We start from the raw sequence: 21,286 nt of genomic DNA, 5'->3' as shown, positions 1-21,286 counted from the left end.
CTATTCATGCTCGGCGACCCGCTCTGATTCATGCCGATGTTTGGCTGCGGTATGCGGCCGATTGTGCAAATCATCGACCACGCGGAGCGCTGAATTGACGCCATCTTCGTGAAAGCCATTAAACCAATAGGCGCCGCAAAAATGGCTCCGATTGGTGTTGCCGATGTCGGCATAGCGGGCCTGGGCTGCGAGCGACGCGCGACTGAATACCGGGTGGGCATAGTTGAAGCGGGCTATTATTTTGTCCGGGTCGATCAGTTCGGTGCGGTTGAGGGTGACGCAAAAGGTCACCGGAGCGCTATCGAAGCTTTGCAAGATATTCATGTTATAGGTCAGGCTGGCGGGTTTACTTTTGTCCGCACCTAGATGGTAGTTCCAGGCGGCCCAAACTTTTTTCTGTTTTGGCAGTAGCGCCTCATCGGTGTGCAATACGACGTCGTTATCGGCATATTTCATGGCGCCGAGAACCGACAATTCAGCGTCAGTTGGCTCTGCCAATAAGGCCAAAGCCTGATCGCTGTGGCAGGCGAACACAACCTGGTCAAAGTTGTGCTCGGCGCCATCGGCAAAGTGCAAGGTTACCCCATCACTACGACGCTCGACTCTATCGATGCGGCTGTTGAGGTGTACGCGTTCGGCGAAGGGTTCGGTCAATGGCGCAACATAACTGCGCGATCCGCCCTTCAAGACATACCATTGGGGTCTATTGGTGACCGAGAGCAGGCCATGATTGTTAAAGAAGCGAATAAAAAACAGAGCGGGCAGATCCAGGATCGTGGCCTCATCGGTTGACCAGATCGCTGCGCCCATAGGGATGATATATTGCGCCGTGAATGCCGCGCCAAGTTTGTGTCGATTCAGGTACTGCCCCATGGTGATGTCGGCAGTCAAGCGATCGGCTGCCAAGTCTTCGGTGCTCAGTCGATTGAAGCGGATGATATCGGCGACCATGCGATAAAACTTGGGCGACCAAAGATTGCGTCGTTGGGCGAACAGGGTATCCAAATTACGGCCGTTGTATTCCAGGCCGGTGACCTCGTCACTGATCGAAAAACTCATCTCGGCGGCTTGCCGCTCAACGGCCAAGGGCGCCATCAGGGCATTAAAGTTGCTGTAGACCCAATCGTTATAGACAATAAAGCCGGTGTTAACAGGGTAGACGACACCTTCGACGGTGACGTCATGGGTGTTGGTATGGCCGCCTAGGTAGTCGTTGTATTCATAGAGTTGGATATCAAAATCCGGATGCAATTTACTGGCTGCGGTGAGGCCTGCTATGCCACTGCCAATAATGGCTATCTTGGGTCGACTCATGCTACGGATTCCTAGTTCAGGCGATTTTTTATCAGGTTGATTATTTGCTTTAACAGCGGGATATGGCCGAATAGCATCGCGGTGCTGTCGAAGTAATCCTGATGATGGGTGATCTTGCCGTTTGCAAACTGAACTCTTGACGTACCCGGGACCACAATCGCGTTGCCGCCATTGAGCTTCGGGTGCACAAAGGTCATGTCCCAGGCCAGAAAGGCGCTTTGGTCATCCCCGAGCGTATGGGTGAAGTTGAAATTGATGTGGCTGACATTCTGGTACATGTTCTTAAAGTAGACTTGTAGATTCGGCAACGTTTCTATCCGATGAAGCGGGTCGATAAAAACGACGTTATCGGCATAGAGATTCGCTAACAGGTCGCTCTCTACTGTGTCTTTATTGAGCGCCGCATAGGTCTCTTGGATGCGTTCAATGATGTTGGTCATAGTCTTGTCCTAACTTCTTAAATTTAACCAGGGTGTCCGCGCGCGATGTTTTATAGTCGACCACAGGCAAGGGGTAGCCCAAAGCGAGCGCGAGTTCAGGGGTTGGTTGGTGGATGGCTTTGTTTGCCAAGGGAGCCAATTCAGGGACGTATTTACGAATAAAATCACCGTCCGGATCAAAGCGACGGGATTGTTCATGCGGATTGAAGATGCGGAAATAGGGCGTTGCGTCAACGCCGGTCGAGGCCACCCATTGCCAGCCACCATTGTTGGCCGCGAAGTCAAAGTCGGCCAGCTGACGGGCAAACCAGGCTTCGCCATGACGCCAGTCCACTTGCAGGATTTTTACCAAATACATGGCCGAGACCATGCGCAAGCGGTTGTGCATCCAGCCGGTCTGGTTGAGTTGACGGGCAGCGGCATCGACCAGGGGAACCCCTGTTTGGCCTGCTTGCCAGCGTTGCAACAAGCTCGGGTCGGTCTGCCATGGGAATTGGTCCCACTTTGGATTAAAGGCCTTGCCGAGGCAAAGCTCAGGCCGCCAAGCCAGCAAGTACTTGTAAAACTCACGCCATAGAATCTCGGATAAAAAGGCATTTGAGCTGGTTAAGGCTTGGCGCTGGGCAATGGTCCAGAGCACCTGTCGGCTACTTAGGGTGCCGAGCGCCAGGCTAGTCGATAAGAGCGAGGTGCCGGCGCGGGCTGGAATATCGCGTAGGCTGGAGTAGTCGTTCATCTGGTCCATAAAATCTTCGAGGCGTTCATGCGCCTGTTGTTCTAGGACCGGCAATTGCATTGGATTATCCCAGACAAAGCGTTCCCCCAGTGCCAGCGGTTTGGCCGCCTGGGCCGGCAAACCGTTATCGGGCGCCGGACGCGGGGCGACCAAGGTATCGATGATTTGGGCTAACAGGTTTCTCTTATAGGGGGTAAAGACCTTATAGAAGTTGCCCTGCAGGGTGAGCAGCTGGCGCGGCGGCGCTGAATACAGATCATTGGCGCGATGCAGGTGCATCTGTTCCGGTGCCTGGTCGTGAAACTGGCCATCTCTCAGGCGTTCATCCCAGCCCGGCTCATAGTGGCAATAGATATTGTCGACATCGAGACGAACACACAACTCGATAAGATCGGTAACCCCCTGCTGCCAGCTCGGTGCCGTGATGATCTGCAGCTCAACACCCAAAGCGGCCAAGTCATCGTTGAGGGCATCCAGGGCCTGCTGATAGGCGGCCAACTTTGGGCTGCCAGCGCCCTGTTGCTGAAGCTGTTCCGGACTCCAAATAAAGGCCGCAGTTATTGTGCTGTTTTGTTGGTGAGCCGCAACCAGGGCCTCGCTCAGGGGGGCATGGTCGCAGGTACGCAAATCGTTTCGAAACCAGACAAGTTGATTGGCCATTGGACGCCTTAAAAGTATTTTTTTTAGTTTGGCTCAGTGGCCTTGGTCTCAGCTCTGCGCTGTAACAGACCATAATGACGCAAAATCGACCGGGGTGCCAGATCGGCAATCGACTTGGCCCGATAGTGAACGGTCGAGCTACGCAGCGCCTATGTCCGTCGCCGAAGCGCCATAAAGGGTCGGCCGTTGCGAACGGTATTAGCGCTACCTTACGAACTGAGTAGCGTCTCGGATGATACTTTTCATCACTAATGCCAATCTATTTCGTCTGATTTGCGCCAAGTCTTTGATTGGCTGTTGCCATTGGGCCCCGATTGTGGATAATCCGCCGGACAGTTGTGGTGGTCCTGCCGGTCCCCTCGCAACGAGAGGACGTTAACTCCGCCAGGCCCGGAAGGGAGCAACGGTAGCGTCTGATTCGTGTGCCGGGGTGTGGCTGGTGGGACTGCCGCCCAAACTGTCGATTCGTCTGAGCCCTATCTGCAATACCCCTAATCCCGTTCCAAATCCAATGCTTGCCACCTTAGCGTCATTAGCCGATCTAACTGGCTGTTTTACGTGGCTATTTTTCGTCAGCGGCATATCAGCACTGGCAGCAGTGGGCAATCAAAGTTACGATAGTGGCCTTTTATCGGTGAACGAACGAAACCCTATGTCATATCAGGTTCTCGCCAGGAAATGGCGCCCATCGAGCTTTTCGGAAATGGTTGGTCAGGCCCATGTTTTACGGGCTCTGATTAATGCGTTAGACCAGCAACGGCTGCATCATGCCTATCTGTTTACCGGCACCCGGGGCGTGGGCAAAACCTCCATTGCCCGCTTGCTGGCCAAGTGTCTAAATTGTGAAGTCGGGGTCAGCTCGAACCCTTGTGGCGTCTGTTCAGCCTGTACCGATATCGCCAACGGTCGATTTATTGATCTGATTGAGGTCGATGCGGCCAGCCGAACCAAGGTTGAAGACACCCGAGAATTACTCGAAAACGTCCAATATGCGCCGTCGCGCGGACGCTTTAAGGTGTATCTGATCGATGAGGTGCACATGCTCTCGACCAGCAGCTTTAACGCCCTGCTCAAGACCCTAGAAGAGCCGCCCGCGCACGTCAAATTCCTCTTAGCGACCACCGATCCGCAGAAGTTGCCGATGACGGTCTTATCGCGCTGCCTGCAGTTTAATCTCAAAAACATGAGCCGCGAGCACATAGTGCAACATTTGCACACCATCTTGGCGGCCGAGCAGGTGCCCTATGATGAGCCCTCCCTGTGGTCGGTTGCCGAAGCGGCGCGCGGCAGTATGCGTGACGCCCTAAGCCTGACCGATCAGGCCATCGCCTTTGGTCAGGGTGCGCTGATCGAACAGGAAGTGGCGGCCATGCTTGGTAGTGTCGACCTGCGGCGAGTGCTTAAGTTGGTCCGGGCCATCTTCGAAAAGGATATCGATACGGTGCTGGCGCTGATCGCGCAAATTGATCAACACTCGCCCGATTACCAGACCTTGATGACCGAGCTGATGTCGACCTTGCATCGAATTGCCATTGCCCAAGCAGCGCCCAGTGCCATCGACAATCAGAAGGGTGACAAGGCGGCGATTATTCAATTGGCCTCGGCGACGCAACCGGAAGACGTGCATCTTTATTATCAAATCGCCATACAAGCCAAGCCCGACCTGGCCTTGGCGCCGAGTGAACGCGCCGGGTTCGAGATGACCCTATTGCGCATGGTGGCCTTTAGCCAGACACCGGCCGCAGCGATTGGTGAACTGAGCGCCTTGACCAGTCAGTCGGTCGACGCCGGTGCGGAAGTGCCCGACAGCCCAAAGTTCCAGCAGGTTGAATCCGAGAGTGTGGCGGTTGAACCTGTTAGCACGATGCCACAGTCAGAGCCAGAGCCACAGCCACAATCAGAGCCAGAGCCACAGTCAGAGCCACAGTCAGAGCCAGAGCCAGAGCCAGAGCCAGAGCCACAGCCAGAGCCACAGTCAGAGCCACAGTCAGAGCCACAGTCAGAGCCAGAGCCACAGTCAGAGCCACAGTCAGAGCCACAGTCAGAGCCACAGTCAGAGCCACAGTCAGAGCCACAGTCAGAGCCACAGTCAGAGCCACAGGCGAGTGCCAGCCCCGACGTCGCTCTGACCAGTCCACCGTGGCCGGTTGATAGCCCGTCCGAGCCCCCGAAACTCGAACCAACAGCAGTGCTCAAGAGCAGGATGGCTGTTGTTGAGCCCGCATTGCCGGCGGTTGCAGTCGACGCACCCGAGCCCGGTACTCAAACGCTAACCGGTTTGGAAAAAGCTCAATGGCCGGTGGTCGACCTGCAGCAAGATCCAACCCATTGGTGGCAGGTTACCCTGCATCGCTTAGGTTTGATCGGTATGACCAAGACCCTTTTTGCGCACAGCGAGTGGGTCGCCTTTGACGGTCGCATGTTGACCTTGAATATTTCCCCGAATTACAAGAAAGTGATGACCGATAATCACCTGGAGCGTTTCTTGGCGGTGATTGGCACTTGGCTGCCCGGCTGTTGTGAGTTGCACCATGATTTTAAGCCGGTCGAGAAAACCCCCCAGCTGTGGGTCGACCAACTGGTCCTTGTCGCCCGCGACAAGGCCTACAACCATCTGAAAAACGATGTTTTCTTCAATCAGCTGGTGGACCAGTTTGACGCCGAACTTAATCGTGAATCGGCCCAGCCGATCCACAATCCAATACCGTCAGGAGACTAGAAGATGATGAAAGGTGGCATGGGCAATATGATGAAGCAAGCCCAGCAAATGCAGGAAAAAATGCAACAGATTCAGGCCGAAGTGGACCGTATGGAAGTGACGGGTGAGGCCGGTGCTGGCCTAGTGCGCCTGGTTATGACCGGGCGTCATGATGTAAAAAGCGTCAGTTTAGATGATTCCCTAATGCAAGAAGATAAGGAATTGCTCGAAGACTTGCTCGCTGCTGCGGTAAACGACGCGGTGCGCAAGGTCGACAGTGCCAGTAAAGAACGGATGTCATCTGTGACCGCCGGTATGGGCCTGCCACCGGGCATGAAGTTACCCTTTTAAAGGATTTTTGATGTCCTATACACCTGCGACCGATACGCTCATTCATGCCCTGCAAGCCTTGCCCGGTGTGGGCAGCCGCTCAGCGCAACGCATGGCACTGCATCTGCTGGAGCGCGACAACAGTGCTGCCCAGGCTTTAAGTCAAGCCTTGCAGGCCGCCCTGAGTCGGGTCCATAAGTGCCCAGCGTGCCGTTCTCTAACCGAAACCGATCTGTGCAGTGTCTGTGCCGATAGCGCTCGTGACCAGCAGGTGGTGTGCGTGGTAGTCAGTGATGCCGATAAGGCCGGACTGGAGATGGCGCAACGTTTTCGCGGCCGTTATTTTGTCCTGCATGGAGTATTATCGCCCATTGATGGCGTCGGTCCGGAACAACTGGGCCTCTTCGATTTACTCGCCTTGGTGCAAGAGCAGGGCGTTGGTGAGGTTATTTTGGCGCTCGATGAGCAGATGGAATCTGAAGCGACCGCCCACTATATCAGCGAACAATTACGACCCCTGGCCGTTAAGCGCTCAAGAATACGCTTTGCTCAGATGCGCAGTGGGTCCTTAGATAAGGTCGATAGTCATGTGATTGCCAATGCGATTACGGACAAAAAGGAGATTGGGCTTGAGTTCGACTGACATATTCACCTGGATTCAGAGCGATCAGGAACTGGCGCAGGTCTGTGAGCTATGGTCTGAGGCCGCTATGTTGGCCCTGGATACCGAGTTTGTGCGCACTGAGACCTTCCACGCCTACCTGGGTCTTATTCAAGTGTGCCGAGCGGAACAAAGTTGGCTGATCGATCCGCTGACCATCACCGATTGGCAACCCTTTGCGGCGATCTTGGTTAACCCGGCGATCGTGAAGGTGTTTCATTCGATGTCTGAAGACGCCGAAGTGCTCAAGCACAGCGTTGGCGTGACCATCGTGAATGTCTTTGATACCCAGATTGCCGCCGGTTTCTTAGGTTATCCGGTGCAAATGAGTTACGCCAAGCTGGTGGAAGGGCTGTTTGATCACCTTTTACCCAAAGAGGCCACGCGCAGCGATTGGCTCAAGCGGCCGCTTGATGACCAGCAGTGTGAGTACGCCGCGGCAGACGTCTACTGGCTCTATCAGGCATACGAGATTTTCGCCGTGCAATTGCGCGCCCAGCAGCGTTACGATTGGGTTATAGAAGATTGTCAGCGCCAGGTCGACAGCTATACACCGGTGGCGCCAGAAGACTACTATTTGAAATTACGCGGCGGTTGGAAACTCAAGGGCAGTCGGTTGCAAGCCTTGAAGGACTTAGCCGCTTGGCGGGAAGTATTGGCACAGGCCTCTAATTACAATAGAGGCCGGATCCTCGCCGATAAGGAACTTATTATTATCGCCGAAAAAATGCCCACCAACAGAACCCAGTTACAACAGGCCTTACCCTTGCCGGCGCGTAAGATACGGCTCTATGGGGATGACATTATCCAGCTGGTCAAGCAAGCCGAGGCGACCCGACGTCAGGATTACCCGGTGTTGATCGACGGTCCCTTGCCAGCCGATCAAGCCGATTTACTGAAGACCATTCGCCATCACCTGGCCGAATTGGCCGAACTGCATAATCTCCCGGTGGAGCTGTTGGCGCGTCGGAAGGCGCTGGAGATGTGGTTGCGCAGTGGCAGTCTGAATGGGCAATACCAGTTACCCGAAGCCCTGAGCGGTTGGCGCAGAGGCATTTTGGTCGATTCGGTCTCGGCGTTGATCAACGCACAATGGGAGCTTCCCAATGAGTCGTGAAATCGTGCGCATCTATCGTTCCACGCGTGACCCCGGTGCCTACCTGTATATGGCAAAAAAGAACCGCTTTGAAGACCTGCCGGAAGGCTTAAAGACAATCTTTGGCCGGCCTGTTGTGGTCACCGATATGTTGCTGACCGCTGACAAGAAATTGGCCCGGGCCGATGCCAGCAAAGTCTTAGCACAGATCGCCGAGCAGGGATTCTATCTGCAAATGCCGCCGCCCAAAGAAGACTACCTGCTCGATATGAATAAGGATAGGTAACGCCAGCATGGCCGATTTAGTATTTTGGAAACGTAAGACGCTCGCGCAGATGAATCAGAGTGAATGGGAATCGCTCTGCGATGGCTGTGGTAAGTGTTGTCTGCAAAAGCTCGCAGACGAAGACGATGGCACTGTTTACTACACCAACGTGGTTTGTCAGTATATGGCCGATGATTGCAGTTGCACCCAGTATCAGGATCGACATGAATTGGTCCCTAATTGCGTCTGGCTAAAGCCTGAGGATGTAGAGAATTTCTTCTGGTTGCCGTCGACCTGCGCCTATCGCCTGTTGTCAGAGGGGCAGGATCTGCCGGCCTGGCATCCGTTGGTCAGTGGCGACCCCGAGCGGATTCACGCGGTGAATATATCGGTGCAACATATGACCTTGATTGCCGACAACAGCATCCCAGAAGACCAGTGGCAAGATCATATTATCGATAACCAATAAAGGCTTTTGGGCATGATTTATCAGGATTTGTATTGGAATGCCGCGATGTTTTATCTGGCGGGTGTTGCCGGGTTTTGGCTCGTGATGTGGAAGCTAACCCGTTATATCAGCTGGCCGCCATTGCGCTGGTGGCTGGTCTGGGTGTTTTTGTGTGTCGTGCTCACGCCATGGCAGGGCATGGAGCCGGAACCCTACTATGCCCCCGCCATTATAGTCGCCGCTTTTGATTTTCTCGATCTGGGCTGGGACTCCGCTTACAAGGTCTTGGCTGCGATGATTAACGCCATTGTGCTCGGTTCGGGGTTAATCGTTTTCGTTGCTATAGTGCTCAAGATCCAAAATATAAAGCTGGTTGAGCGCCGCTCGTTGGCATCCGAAGATGCCGCCGAGGCGGACTGATTGCCACCGCCAGTGGGCCTTGACTCTTAAACCTTCAAAAAGCAGTGCTATACTTTTGCACCGTTTCTGGCTAGTCTTTTGGCTCCTTTAGTACCGTTTCGCGCAGCGCTGGTAGATCGGCCCGACGAGAAATATTCAATTCAACCGTTTAGAGTGAGAAAAAACTATGGCCAATCATATTTTTGCATTAGTGACCATCATGTTGATGGCTGGTGTATTTGGTGGCTTACTGAATTTCTATATGCAGTCTCAGGCCGACACCGACAGCACGAGTATGCCGCGCTCCCTGATCGGCGGACTGGCTGGTGCCTTTGTGGTGCCCTTGGTATTGTTTTTAGTCTCCAGCGACCTGGTTGTCGCCAGTCAGGGTGACCCCAGTGGTATGCTGATTTTTGGTGGCTTTTGTTTGATTGCCGCTTGGACCAGCCGATTTGCGATGACCACGGTCACCAAGCGCATTCAACAGGAATCCCACTTGGCGCGCAAAAAGGCCGACGAGTTAATGATTGAATTGCGTCTGATGCAGCGCGAACTTGAGCCGATGCTCGAGATGGAAACTGAGAGCGATGATGTTGCCGAGTTGGTTGCCTTAGCGCCGGAAGACGAGCTCGATGTCACGTCGACCAATGTGTTGACCGCCCTGGGCAATGGCCGCTATATCTTTCGCAGCCTCAAGGGCCTCTGCGCTGAGAGTGGACTGGATCAACATACCCTGAGCAAAACTTTGGGAATTGTAGTGGCACGCGACCTGACCGGTAAAATACTGAGTAAGAAAGGTACTCGCTGGTATATCACTGAAAAAGGCCGACGCTACTTGGCGGCCTCGATCTAAACCAATGCCGATCCGAGCAGTGCGATAAAAGCCCCATTTCTGGGGCTTTTTGCTGTTATTTGGCTTGATCTTCCAAAAGCCGCTTTAGTTTACCTGCGTTCGGCCGATCTAGGTATTGGAAACCCCATTCGTTACTATAGGTTTGAAACATGGCTGTCAGGCGTTATATGTCGAGCACGATAATAGGTCCTAAGCCATTGTTGACGGGTCTAATATGGCTGGTCTGTTGCTTTGCATCGGTGGTTCAGGCGGATATTCGCATTCTGCTCGACGTTTCTAAAAGTATGGCGGATAACGACCCTAACAACTCCCGTAAGGATGCCATTGAGCTGCTCACCGACACCATACCGAACGGTGAATTCGCCGGCCTGTGGACCTTCGGGCAATACGTCAACATGCTGGTGCCTTATCGCACGGTAACAGATGCTTGGCGCACAGAAGTCGCAACCAAGATCGCGGCTCAAAATAGCCCTGCAATGCGCACTAACCTAGGTCGCGCGTTGGAAAATACTGCCTTCGATTTTAACTATGCGTCCTATTCCGGGCCGTCCCATATTGTTCTGATAACCGACGGTATGGTCGATATCGCACCCAATGCTGAGGTCAATGCGATCGAGCGTGAACGCATTCTCAACCAATTGGTCCCGGCCTATGTGCGCGCGAATGCACGCATCCATACCGTGCCCATGTCTGCCCAAGCCGATCATGGCCTATTGAAACAGATGGCCGAACAAACGGGCGGACGTTATCAGAGAATTGACCAACCCAGTGATCTCTCCAAGGCCCTGTCCGAATTAGCGGCAGAGGTTTATCCGAGCACTCAGCTGGCGTTGCAGGGCAAGGCCTTTACGGTTGACCCCGGCGTGCGTGAGGTAACGGTCCTGATGTATCACCAGGAGGGTGCCGTGACTCTGGCATCTCCGAGCGGTCAAATTACATCGGCCGTTAGCCCCGCGGAGCAAAGCTGGCGAGTCGGCAGAGGCTTCACCCAGGTCAGTGTTATTGCGCCGGAGGTCGGCCAATGGCGCGTGAAGGGTGCCCGCGAGGGTGATTCCAGCATTCGCGTGCGCTCGGATATTAATCTCAGTTGGACCTCACCCTTAGCCTTGACCCTGGCTAAAGGCAGTCAAGTTAATCTCACGGCCTTGTTGCTGGATTCCAAGGGCCAAACCTTGAGTCCAGATTTGGCCGCGCTGATCGAGGCCACTATGCAGGTCGACGGTCAGGCCGTGCCGGTGGTGATTGAACAGGACAAGATTCGGGCGCGCTTTGCGCCGGCGCCCAGTAGCAGCGAGGCCAGTGTTGAGCTAACCGTCGACGGCGGGACCTTTAATCGGCTGATCGATCTTCAGCTGCGTTTTGTCGACCCCTTTGTGTCTGAGGTGTTGATGACCCGCTCCGGTTATGAATGGCGGCTCTATCCCAACCAATATCTGGGCACTATCCAATCAATCGATGCGGTGGCCAGCTATCAGTTGAACGGCCAGACGCGAACGCAGTCATTTGAACTGCAGCAGGGTGGTTATTGGCTCTGGCAACTGCCCTATGATGTTACCCCCGATGCCTATCAGGTGACGCTCAACGGGAGCGTGCGCGATCAGGATTCCGTGCGCTTGCTGCCGGTCCAAACCATCGATCTGATGATTCCGCCCGAGCGGGAAGCGGGCATGGCGATGACCCCCGAGACGCTGGATATGATGGCGCCGATGGCGGATGTCGAGCCAGTGGCGGATATCGAACCAATAGCGGAGCTAGAACCGCCGGTCGAGATTATGCCGCCAGTGGAGATGACGCCGCTGCTCGACAGTGATGCCTTTGTCAAAGATCCGATGCCCGAGTTCGCCGAAATATCCGTCGACCTAACAGTTAGCCTGCCTGCTCTGGACGAAGTTGGCACCGCGGAGCTAAGCCCCGATGCTGCGCCAGCGGAGCCAACTAATTGGCTGAGCTACCTCTTGTTTGTTGTGCCCGGGTTGCTTGTTTTGGGCATTGGCTTCTTGGTCTATCGGTTTTTTGATAAAAAAGCCAAAGCCCCCCTATTAGATCTAGATGGATTTGCAGACCTGGACGATTTAAGTAACCAAGAGCCAGACTTGGATCTGGATCTGTCGGATTTCGATGATGAAGAGTTCGATGGGCCAATTCTAGAAGATGAGGTTTCGGTTGAACCCATTCTCGATGATCCAGTATTTGATGATGACACAGCCAACGAGCCGGTTCTCGATGAACCTATTCTCGACGATGAAGTGTCCGTCGAACCGGTTCTCGATGATCCGGTACTGGGCGATGACGTGTCCGATGAGCCGGTTCTCGATGAACCATTACTTGACGATGACGTGTCCGATGAGCCGGTTCTCGATGAACCATTACTTGACGATGACGTGTCCGATGAGCCGGTCCTGAATGAACCGATTCTCGACGAGGATGAGGCTGACGACAATCCGCCGGCGATGGACGCGTTGGTCGATGAAGACTTACCAACGCCGACCAATGCCGAGGCGCCAACCTTGGCGCAAGAGGATATGCTCGATGACGGCCCAGGGACGGACGAACCGGCCCCAGAAGCGGACGGCCTTGAAGTAGATGCCCCAGCAGCGGACACCCCAGCAGCGGACACCCCAGAAGCGGACACCCCAGAAGCGGACACCCCAGCAGCGGACACCCCAGAAGCGGCGGGCTTAGCAGATATCCCGGAGCTCAACGAAGAAGAAGAGGCACTCTTTGACATCAGCAGCATCGATGATGATTTGGCCAAGTTGGAACTTGAGATGGATGCTGAGAATGATCCGCCGGCTGCTGACAAGCCAGAATAGAGCGTGGGCTAAGCTTACGGTCCTGGCGGCGATTGCGCGGCCAGCTAGAGATCACCCTCGGCCGCCGGGAATATCGCGAACCTTTTTGGCCACCCTATCGGGTGGCCTTTTGTGTATTTCTCAAACCAATTATCTATACTTTAAAAAAGGCATGGGATCTTGCTATGTGCGAACTGCTGGCCATGAGTGCCAATGTACCCACAGATATTTGTTTTAGCTTTACCGGATTGATTCGTCGCGGTGGTGCAACCGGCCCCCATGGCGATGGCTTTGGTATCTGCTTTTATGAATCGGGTGGTTTGCGCGAATTTAAAGACTATCAAGCCAGTGCCACCTCAGCCATTGCCGAGTTTCTGCGGACTTACCCGATTCAAAGTAAAATTGCCCTGAGCCATATCCGCCAAGCCAATGTCGGTGCGGTTAATTTGCAAAACACCCATCCGTTTCAGCGCGAGCTTTGGGGCCGCGCTTGGACCCTGGCCCATAATGGTCAAATCGACCTTAGCCGCGTACCGCAGGCCAATTTCTATTGCCCAGTAGGCACGACAGACAGTGAAAAAATATTCTGCTGGTTACTCGATAAGCTGCGCGAGCAGGCCACCGAGCAAACCCCATGGAGCGAATTAGCGCAGTTGTTGCAACACTATTGTCAGCAATTGAACCAGTTGGGCGTCTGCAATTTGCTGTTGTCTGACGGCAATGGTCTGTTCGTATTTTGTTCCACCAAGCTGTCTTGGTTATGTCGGCAAGCACCGTTCGGCCCGGCCCATTTGTGCGATCGGGACCTTACCGTGGATTTCTCCTCGGTGACCCACATTGACGATCGGGTAGCCGTCATCGCGACTCAGCCGCTGACCGATAATGAGGATTGGCACGCGATGCAATCGGGCGAGGGACGCCTCTTTTGTGACGGCGTCTCTACCTGGCAGAGCTTAGGGCCATCTGTGGTGCACCCGAAGGGCTCAGGACTTTAGCGCGGCGGGAGTCGTTTATTGAGCCCGGTGGCTCTTTGAATGGTGAGGCTAATTCACTTAAGTGTTGAACTCGACTATGGTAAAGGTGACAATCATAACTCTATTTCAGCCTGCCGGTAGCGCGATTGGGGGCTTGAAAGAAGGTTGCCCAATACAATAAACGCCAGTTAGGAGGCCCCATGTCTGAAGGTTATCTGCACAGCCAATATCCCGGTAAAATGAAGGCGTCGATCGATCCAGACGCTTACGACACCGTACTGGACCTGTTTAACGCCAAGGTAACCCAATATGCCGATAAGGACGCCTTCAGTTGCATGGGTAAGACCCTGACCTTTGGCCAATTGGATCAGCTGTCGGCGCAATTCGCCGCTTACCTGCAAAATGAAACCGACCTCAAACCGGGCGATCGCATCGCCTTGATGATTCCGAATTTGCTGCAATTTCCCATTGCCGCCTGGGGCGCCTTGCGCGCCGGGCTGGTGCTGGTGAACACCAATCCGCTCTATACCGAGCGTGAATTAGAGCATCAAATGAATGACTCCGGTGCCAAAGCCATGGTGGTTTATGCCGGCATGGCGGCGACGGCGCTTAAGGTTCAGTCGCGCACCGCCGTGACGCGCATCATTGTCACTGAGATCGCCGATCAACATCCACCCCTAAAGCGACTCTTGGTCAATACCGTCGTTAAACGGGTCAAGAAAATGGTTCCAGACTACGACAAGACTCGCACCACTTCATGGCGCAGAGCACTGCAAAAAGGTGCGTCGTTTAGCTATCGTCCGGTTCAAAGCGGACACAATGACGCCATCGTATTGCAATACACCGGCGGCACCACCGGCGTCGCCAAGGGCGCCATGCTGACCAATCGCAACCTGATCGCCAACATGTTGCAGTCCTATGAGTTTTTTGGCTTGGCGTTGGAGGACGGCCAGGAAGTGGTGATTTCACCGCTGCCGCTCTACCACATTTATGCCTTTACCGTGCATTGCATGGTCTTTATGTATACCGGCAATCACAGTGTATTGATTCCCAACCCCCGTGATATTCCTGGTTTCGCCAAGGAACTTAGTCGGCATCGGTTTAATTGCTTTGTCGGTTTGAATACCTTGTTTGTCGCTCTGTGCAACAACGAGTCTTTTAATAAACTCGATTTCAGTGCGTTGAAACTGACCGTCTCCGGTGGCATGGCACTGACTCATGCGGCCGCTGAAAAGTGGCACATGGTGACCGGTTGCCAAATCAATGAGGGCTACGGCATGACCGAGTCCAGCCCGGTGGTCAGCTTTAATCCGCCCGGTTTTACCCAGTTGGGGACCATTGGTATTCCGGCACCCAGTACCGAGGTGAAGGTTATTGGTGATGACGGTCAGGATCTGCCCAGCGGTGAACCTGGTGAACTCTGTGTTCGCGGTCCGCAGGTAATGAAGGGTTACTGGCAACGGCCCGACGACACCGCCAAGACCATCGTCGATGATGGCTGGCTCTTGACCGGTGACATTGCCGTGATTCAGGCCGATGGCTACATGAAAATAGTTGATCGTAAAAAAGATATGATTGTCGTGTCCGGTTTCAATGTCTACCCCAACGAAATCGAGGACGTCCTAGCTGGTCACCCGGCCGTGGTGGAAAGTGCCGTGGTGGGTGTGCCGAGCGAGAAAAGCGGCGAAGCCGTCAAGGTCTTCCTGGTCACTAATAACGCCATCAGCGATGACGAACTGATTGCCTTTTGTCGGGAGCATCTGGCTGCCTATAAGGTGCCACGGCTGTTTGAACGGCGCGAATCCTTGCCGAAAACCAACGTCGGCAAGGTGTTACGGCGCGAATTGCGTACCCCTCAGTAAGCATCCTGGCAGTGCTCTGGGCACCGATTAACGCCGAATAGAAAAGACCCTCCGCCCTGGAGGGTTTGTTATTGGGCCCGTGCCCCCTATACTCCCCCCCATTCCATAAATTACTGGTCGTTCATGTCCACTCTGGTCCATATTAAAGACGTCTTATCATCTCTTGATCAATGTTTAGTCAAAGATCGACATGTGCTGCGTTCGCTGTGCAAAAAAGCCAAGGCTCTGCCCGCCGGGGATGCCAGCCGCGCCAAGTTGGACAAGCAAATTGCCGATCGTTTTGCGCAATCGACGCACAAGTTTGCCACCCGGCAGAAACAGGTTCCGGCGATTACACTGGTTGCCGACCTGCCGGTGTCAGAGCAGGGCGATGAAATTCGCCGAGTACTGGACAGCCACCAGGTGGTGGTGATCGCCGGCGAGACCGGCTCGGGCAAGACCACGCAAATTCCCAAACTGTGCTTGCTGGCCGGGCGCGGTCTATCGGGCCTGATTGGTCACACCCAGCCCAGGCGGCTGGCAGCTCGAGCCGTGGCCGAGCGGATCGCTCAGGAGTTGAATACGCCCCTCGGTGGCCTAGTCGGTTATCAGGTGCGCTTTTCCGATCAATCCAGCGAGCAGACGCTGATTAAGTTGATGACCGATGGCATCCTGCTCAATGAGATCCAACAGGATCCCTATCTAAATCGTTACGATACCCTAATCATCGATGAGGCCCACGAACGCAGCCTCAATATTGATTTTCTGCTCGGCTACATCAAACAACTGCTGCCGCGTCGACCGGATTTAAAGGTCATTATTACCTCGGCGACCATCGATGTGGACCGCTTCTCGCGCCATTTCAACGACGCGCCGGTGATTGAAGTGAGCGGTCGGTCGCATCCGGTCGACCTGCTATATCGGCCCATGAGTGCCGAAGAGGAAGACTATTCTGCCGATTTGCCCGGCGCGATCTTGGATGCAGTCAATGAAATTGACCAGCTGGAGCGTGCCGGCCAAACCCATGCGCGCGGGGGCGACATCCTGGTGTTCTTACCCGGTGAACGGGAAATTCGTGAAGCCTTTACCATCCTCAAGCGGGCCGACTTGCGTGGCACCGAATTGCTGCCGCTCTATGCGCGCTTGAGCAACAGCGAGCAGCAACGCATTTTTTCCGGTCACAGCGGCCGGCGCATTGTCTTATCGACCAATGTCGCCGAAACCTCGCTGACCGTGCCCGGCATTCACTATGTTATCGACAGTGGCTTGGCGCGCATCAGCCGCTACAGTTACCGCTCGAAGATTCAACGCCTGCCGATTGAACCGGTCGCCCAAGCTTCGGCCAATCAGCGCGCGGGTCGTTGTGGGCGCATCGCGCCGGGCCTGTGCATTCGGCTCTTCAGTGAAGAAGACTACAATGCTCGGCCGGGCTTTACCGATCCGGAAATACTGCGCACCAACCTGGCCTCGGTGATCCTGCAAATGCTGCATATGCGCTTGGGCCTGGTCGAAGACTTTCCCTTTTTGGAAGCCCCCGATCAACGCATGATCAAGGACGGTTACACCCTGCTCAATGAACTGGCGGCGGTCGATGAACGTGGCACCCTGTCGGCCATCGGTAAGGAGCTGGCGCGCTTGCCGGTCGATCCTCGGATTGGCCGTATGGTGATTGCCGCCAATCAGCACAAGGCACTCAATGAAGTATTGATCATCGCCAGTGCCTTGTCGGTGCCCGATCCGAGGGAGCGGCCGCAGGAAAAACAACAAGCCTCGGCCGAAAAACACGCCCAGGATAAGGACAAGGATTCCGATTTTTTGGCCTTCTTAAACCTGTGGCAACGTTACGAAGGCCATCGCCAAGAGTTGTCGGAAAATAAATTACGCAAATTTTGTAAGGAACAGTTCCTCAACTATTTGCGCATGCGCGAATGGCGCGATATTCATCGTCAGCTGCACCTGATGTGCAAGGAGCTGGGCTTTAAACTGAACCAGGAACCGGCCGGTTATGAATCGATCCATCGCGCGTTGGCCTCAGGTTTATTGAGTCATATCGCCAACCACAAGGAAGAGCGGACTTACAACGCCGCGCGCGGCCGGGCCTGTATGATTCACCCGTCCTCGGTCCATGCCCGACGTGGCCCGAAGTGGTTGGTCGCCGCGGAGCTAGTCGAAACCAGCGCGGTCTTTGCTCGGGTGGTCGCTAAGATCGAACCGGCTTGGCTGGAAACCCTGGCCCTGCATTTGGTCAAACGTAATTATTCCGAACCGCATTACGAAAAGAAGGCCGGGCAGGTGACGGCGTTAGAAACCCTATTGCTCTACGGTTTGCCAATAGTGGTCAACCGCACGGTGCAATTCGGTCGCATTGATCCAGTGCTCTCGCGCGAGTTGTTTATTCGCGCCGCGTTGGTGGAAGGAGAACTGGTTACCCGAGCACCATTCTTTAAATACAATCAAGGCTTGCTCGAAGCGGTGTTAGACCTGGAGGATAAGGCTCGGCGTAAAGATATACTGGTCGATGAAGAAACCCTGTTTCAGTTTTATGATGAAAAGATCCCCGCGGACATCGTCAACAGCGTTGGCTTCCACGCCTGGCTTAAAAAACAACCGCAGGATAGCTTGAATTTTGATCCGGATTTTTTAATCTCGGACCGTTCAACTGGCATCAATCGCAACGCCTTTCCCGATACCTTCAGTTTTCAGGGCATGTCTTTGCCGCTCGATTACCGCTTTGAACCGGGCCATCCGGCCGACGGTGTGACCATCAAGGTGCCCGCAGCGGCCCTGTCGCAATTGCCGGAAGGGCGCTTACAGTGGTTAGTGCCTGGTCTGTTAAAAGAAAAGATCACCGCGCTGCTCAAGGGCTTGCCTAAGAGTTATCGCAAGAATTTCGTCCCAGTGCCGAACTATGTAGAGGCATTGATGGCGTCCTTAGCGCCGAGCGATGTTGCCTTGCATAAGGCCATGGCGGAAAAACTGTTCCGCATGACCGGGGTTCGGGTACCAGACGATCAATGGCCGATTGAGAGCATTGGTGAGCACCTGCAGTATCGCTTCGAGGTGGTCGACGATAGCGGCAAGGTGATCACCCAAGGTCGTAATATCGAGCAGATGTTACGACCGGCTAATGAAACCGCTCAGCAACAGGCCAAGCAGAGTTCAGTGCAAGCCGCGCAAATGCAGTCTGCGACGACCTGGCAGTTTGACGACCTACCCGAATTCGAACTGCGTCGGCAGGCCGGCATCGAGGTGAAGATGTATCCGGCCCTGGTCGATAAGGTTAACAGCGTGACCCGGGAAAGCTTTACCGGTGCCCGCTGGTCATCAGAGCAGCATAAATTGGGCCTGTGGCGCTTAGCCTCTTTTTATTGGCAGGAGCCGCTCACCTATCTGGCCAAAAGATTGCCCCAGTTTAGCGAATCGGCCCTGCTGTTTGCGCCCTATGGCAAGGCCGATAGCCTGAAACAGGATATACTGATGGCGGCTGTGCGCCTGAGTCTGCCGTTAGTGGCGGGCAGCTATCCGCGCACCGAGGCCGACTTCAAGGCCTGGTTGGAGCGCCATCGGGGTGAGTTGGTGGCCTGCGGCGAGCGAGTGGCGCGCCAGGCGCATGCCATTCTGTTGGCCCACCACCAAGTGCGTAAGCAACTCAAGGGTAAGATCAGCTTTGCCGCGGCCTTTATTTATGCCGATGTGGCCGGTCAGCTCAACCAGTTGGTGTATCCAAACTTCTTAACGCAGACGGCGCCCACTTGGCGGGATCAATTGATACGCTATCTGCAAGCCGCCGATAAGCGGTTAAACCGTAGCGCCGGCATTCCGGCTGCGGAAAACATGGTGGTCGATGAACTGCACAAATGCTGGCAACGTTACGTCGATCGACAGAAGTCGATGAACGAAACCCAGCAGTTCTCTGCCGAATTGATGGAATATCGTTGGATGATGGAAGAATATCGGGTGTCTCTGTTCGCTCAAACACTGGGCACCCGTTTCCCGATCTCAGCGAAACGCCTCGACAAACAATGGCACAAGGTTATCGCTGAATGACTTCGACGATTCGAGAAGAGCGTTTAAAGGTTCCGACGATCAACGGTGGACAGCTTTTTATGCGCCACCTAGAACACCCCAAGGCCCATGCGGCGGTCTTGATGTTGCATGGTTTGGGCACCAGCGGCGAGACCTTTTTTAAAGAAGACCACGGGCTGGCCAACTATCTCAGCGAAATGGGTGTGGCCTGTTTTGTGCCCGATTTGATCGGCCACGGTGAGAGTTGGCCCCATCTCAGTCGCAATTTGACCCATAGCGTGCACGATATCATTGCCCAGGATCTGTTGCGTGTTATCGACGAGGTTGAGCGACACCTCAAGGGCCGACCGTTATTTTTGCTTGGCCAGGGCTTTGGCTCGGTATTGCTGCTCTCCGCCTATGCCCGGCATGCAAAAATTCGCCAACTTACCCAGGGTTTTGTGCATTTTAACGCTCGGCGCAGTTCAATGATCAGTGGTATCTCACACTCGAGTCTGTCGCGTTTGTTCTGGCGCAAGGTAATGCCATTGTTTGCGGCCATGCGCGGCGACGTGCCGCTGCACTGGACCGCCGAGTTTGATCAACCTGAGGTCAGTAATTTGTACCAGACCTATTTGGCGTGGACCGAAGGCGATTGGATAGACCCGGTCGACGGCTTTGATTATGGCGCCCAATTGCGCTCGTTAAACGTCGCGCCGAGCCTATATTTTGCCGCGCGCAGCAACGGGTATCTGGCCAACACCGGCGACGTGCGAGAATTCATGCGCGAGATTGGGACCCACAACGGTCGCCTGCTTATCTTGGCCAAGGGCGATGGCAATTTGCGTAATTACAATGTGCTATCGATGCTGCAACACGACGATGCCTGGGTAGACCATTTTCCGGTCGTGCTCGACTGGTTGAATGAGCGCATCCTGCTGCAAGACTTAGCATGACCCCGGTACCGATCTGGCCCCCCGATCCAAGGCGTGATGGCCGGATCGGCGCTGGCCAGTTCGCAGCTCACGAGCCAATCCTTTTCGTGCCACCGTTTATTCAACACAGATAACACAGGGGCCTGTTGCTGACCAGCGGTCGATCAATGGATGTAAAGGAGGAAGGGCGATGCCCAAATTGGTTTTTTTAGGCGATTCGGTCACCGATTGTGCGCGTAAGCGGGCAATGCGTTATCAAGGCACTCAAGCGGGATTGGGCACCGGTTGGGTGCGACACCTGAATAAAGACTTGGGCGCAGAGTACAATGGTCTGGTGTGCTGGAATCGCGGATTCTCTGGCTGTCTCAGCGCGCAGCTGATGCAGCAATCGGATTGGTGGCCCGATCAAACCGAGGGTGTGCCCGAGTCGGTTGATCTAACGACGCTGCTGATCGGCATCAATGATATTTGGCACCCCTTCTGGCGCAAGACCCCGCACAATCTGACCCGATCGTTGGCCGGTTTCAGGCGGCTGATCGAGACGGTTCAACTGCGCAGCGAGCGCGTGCTGGTGTGTGAACCCTTTGCCTTGCCCTCAGATCAGGTCACAGCAGACTGGTGGCCACTGCTGCAGGCCCTGTCAGCCGGTCAACGCAGTATCTGCAATGAGTTAGGGGTGCATTGGTGCCCGATGCAAGCAGAGCTGCTGGTCACGGCCGAGGGCCACCCGAGCGATTATCTGGCCGATGGCATTCATCCGACGGACCTGGGACATCGTTGGTTGGCCGGTCGATGGCGCAGCTATACGGCGGATCATAAACTGCTCGCCTGAGCACTGT

Annotated in this window: 17 protein-coding genes and 1 other RNA gene; 15 read left to right on the top strand and 3 right to left on the bottom strand. The window is 54.7% G+C overall.

What is annotated here, in order from left to right:
- Genes REIFOR_RS10445 through REIFOR_RS10435 form a run of 3 tightly spaced genes read right to left on the bottom strand, consistent with a single transcriptional unit; the run spans position 1 to position 3,150 of the window.
- Positions 1-1,314, bottom strand: a complete 1,314-nt coding sequence (locus REIFOR_RS10445) for an NAD(P)/FAD-dependent oxidoreductase (protein ID WP_100257502.1) — start codon at positions 1,312-1,314, stop codon at positions 1-3.
- An 11-nt stretch (positions 1,315-1,325) separates the two neighbouring features.
- Positions 1,326-1,754: a nuclear transport factor 2 family protein gene (locus tag REIFOR_RS10440; protein WP_100257501.1), complete on the bottom strand. Its 429-nt coding sequence runs from the start codon at positions 1,752-1,754 to the stop codon at positions 1,326-1,328.
- Positions 1,738-3,150, bottom strand: a complete 1,413-nt coding sequence (locus tag REIFOR_RS10435; RefSeq protein WP_100257500.1) for a cryptochrome/photolyase family protein — start codon at positions 3,148-3,150, stop codon at positions 1,738-1,740. The genes REIFOR_RS10440 and REIFOR_RS10435 overlap by 17 nt, the downstream gene beginning before the upstream one ends.
- Before the next feature lie 348 nt (positions 3,151-3,498).
- Between REIFOR_RS10435 and ffs the strand changes: the two genes are divergently transcribed.
- From ffs to REIFOR_RS10360, 15 genes are all read left to right on the top strand, one after another.
- An RNA gene (gene ffs, locus REIFOR_RS10430) (signal recognition particle sRNA small type) lies at positions 3,499-3,595 on the top strand.
- A 207-nt stretch (positions 3,596-3,802) separates the two neighbouring features.
- Positions 3,803-5,869: a DNA polymerase III subunit gamma/tau gene (dnaX, locus tag REIFOR_RS10425; RefSeq protein WP_100258754.1), complete on the top strand. Its 2,067-nt coding sequence runs from the start codon at positions 3,803-3,805 to the stop codon at positions 5,867-5,869.
- Between the two features lie 3 nt (positions 5,870-5,872).
- Positions 5,873-6,199, top strand: a complete 327-nt coding sequence (locus tag REIFOR_RS10420; protein ID WP_100257499.1) for a YbaB/EbfC family nucleoid-associated protein — start codon at positions 5,873-5,875, stop codon at positions 6,197-6,199.
- A 10-nt stretch (positions 6,200-6,209) separates the two neighbouring features.
- Positions 6,210-6,821: a recombination mediator RecR gene (gene recR / locus REIFOR_RS10415; RefSeq protein WP_100257498.1), complete on the top strand. Its 612-nt coding sequence runs from the start codon at positions 6,210-6,212 to the stop codon at positions 6,819-6,821.
- Entirely contained in the window at positions 6,808-7,956 is a 1,149-nt protein-coding gene (gene rnd / locus REIFOR_RS10410) for a ribonuclease D (RefSeq protein WP_158524356.1), read from the top strand. Before recR ends, rnd begins: the two co-directional genes overlap by 14 nt.
- A complete protein-coding gene (locus tag REIFOR_RS10405) occupies positions 7,946-8,221 on the top strand; it encodes a YcgL domain-containing protein (RefSeq protein WP_100257496.1) in 276 nt (91 codons plus the stop codon). Before rnd ends, REIFOR_RS10405 begins: the two co-directional genes overlap by 11 nt.
- Positions 8,222-8,228: 7 nt before the next feature.
- A complete protein-coding gene (locus REIFOR_RS10400) occupies positions 8,229-8,669 on the top strand; it encodes a YcgN family cysteine cluster protein (protein ID WP_100257495.1) in 441 nt (146 codons plus the stop codon).
- A gap of 12 nt (positions 8,670-8,681) precedes the next feature.
- Positions 8,682-9,068: a hypothetical protein gene (locus tag REIFOR_RS10395; protein ID WP_100257494.1), complete on the top strand. Its 387-nt coding sequence runs from the start codon at positions 8,682-8,684 to the stop codon at positions 9,066-9,068.
- A gap of 166 nt (positions 9,069-9,234) precedes the next feature.
- Positions 9,235-9,900, top strand: coding sequence for a YEATS-associated helix-containing protein (locus tag REIFOR_RS10390; protein WP_100257493.1), 666 nt, complete (start codon positions 9,235-9,237; stop codon positions 9,898-9,900).
- A gap of 167 nt (positions 9,901-10,067) precedes the next feature.
- Entirely contained in the window at positions 10,068-12,713 is a 2,646-nt protein-coding gene (locus REIFOR_RS10385; RefSeq protein WP_158524355.1) for a vWA domain-containing protein, read from the top strand.
- A 164-nt stretch (positions 12,714-12,877) separates the two neighbouring features.
- Positions 12,878-13,687 (top strand): class II glutamine amidotransferase, encoded by an 810-nt coding sequence (locus REIFOR_RS10380; RefSeq protein ID WP_100258753.1) that lies wholly within the window; start codon positions 12,878-12,880, stop codon positions 13,685-13,687.
- Between the two features lie 179 nt (positions 13,688-13,866).
- Positions 13,867-15,528, top strand: coding sequence for an AMP-binding protein (locus REIFOR_RS10375; RefSeq protein ID WP_100257491.1), 1,662 nt, complete (start codon positions 13,867-13,869; stop codon positions 15,526-15,528).
- A gap of 123 nt (positions 15,529-15,651) precedes the next feature.
- Entirely contained in the window at positions 15,652-19,554 is a 3,903-nt protein-coding gene (gene hrpA / locus REIFOR_RS10370) for an ATP-dependent RNA helicase HrpA (protein ID WP_100257490.1), read from the top strand.
- The gene (locus REIFOR_RS10365; RefSeq protein ID WP_100257489.1) at positions 19,551-20,468 is read left to right on the top strand and encodes an alpha/beta fold hydrolase; all 918 of its coding nucleotides are present in this window, start codon (positions 19,551-19,553) and stop codon (positions 20,466-20,468) included. Before hrpA ends, REIFOR_RS10365 begins: the two co-directional genes overlap by 4 nt.
- Before the next feature lie 169 nt (positions 20,469-20,637).
- Positions 20,638-21,279 (top strand): SGNH/GDSL hydrolase family protein, encoded by a 642-nt coding sequence (locus tag REIFOR_RS10360; protein WP_100257488.1) that lies wholly within the window; start codon positions 20,638-20,640, stop codon positions 21,277-21,279.
- The last annotated feature ends 7 nt before the right edge of the window (positions 21,280-21,286 follow it).

Origin of the sequence: Reinekea forsetii, assembly GCF_002795845.1 — a bacterium.
GTDB lineage: Bacteria > Pseudomonadota > Gammaproteobacteria > Pseudomonadales > Natronospirillaceae > Reinekea > Reinekea forsetii.
This window is presented reverse-complemented; position numbering and strand designations above follow the sequence as displayed.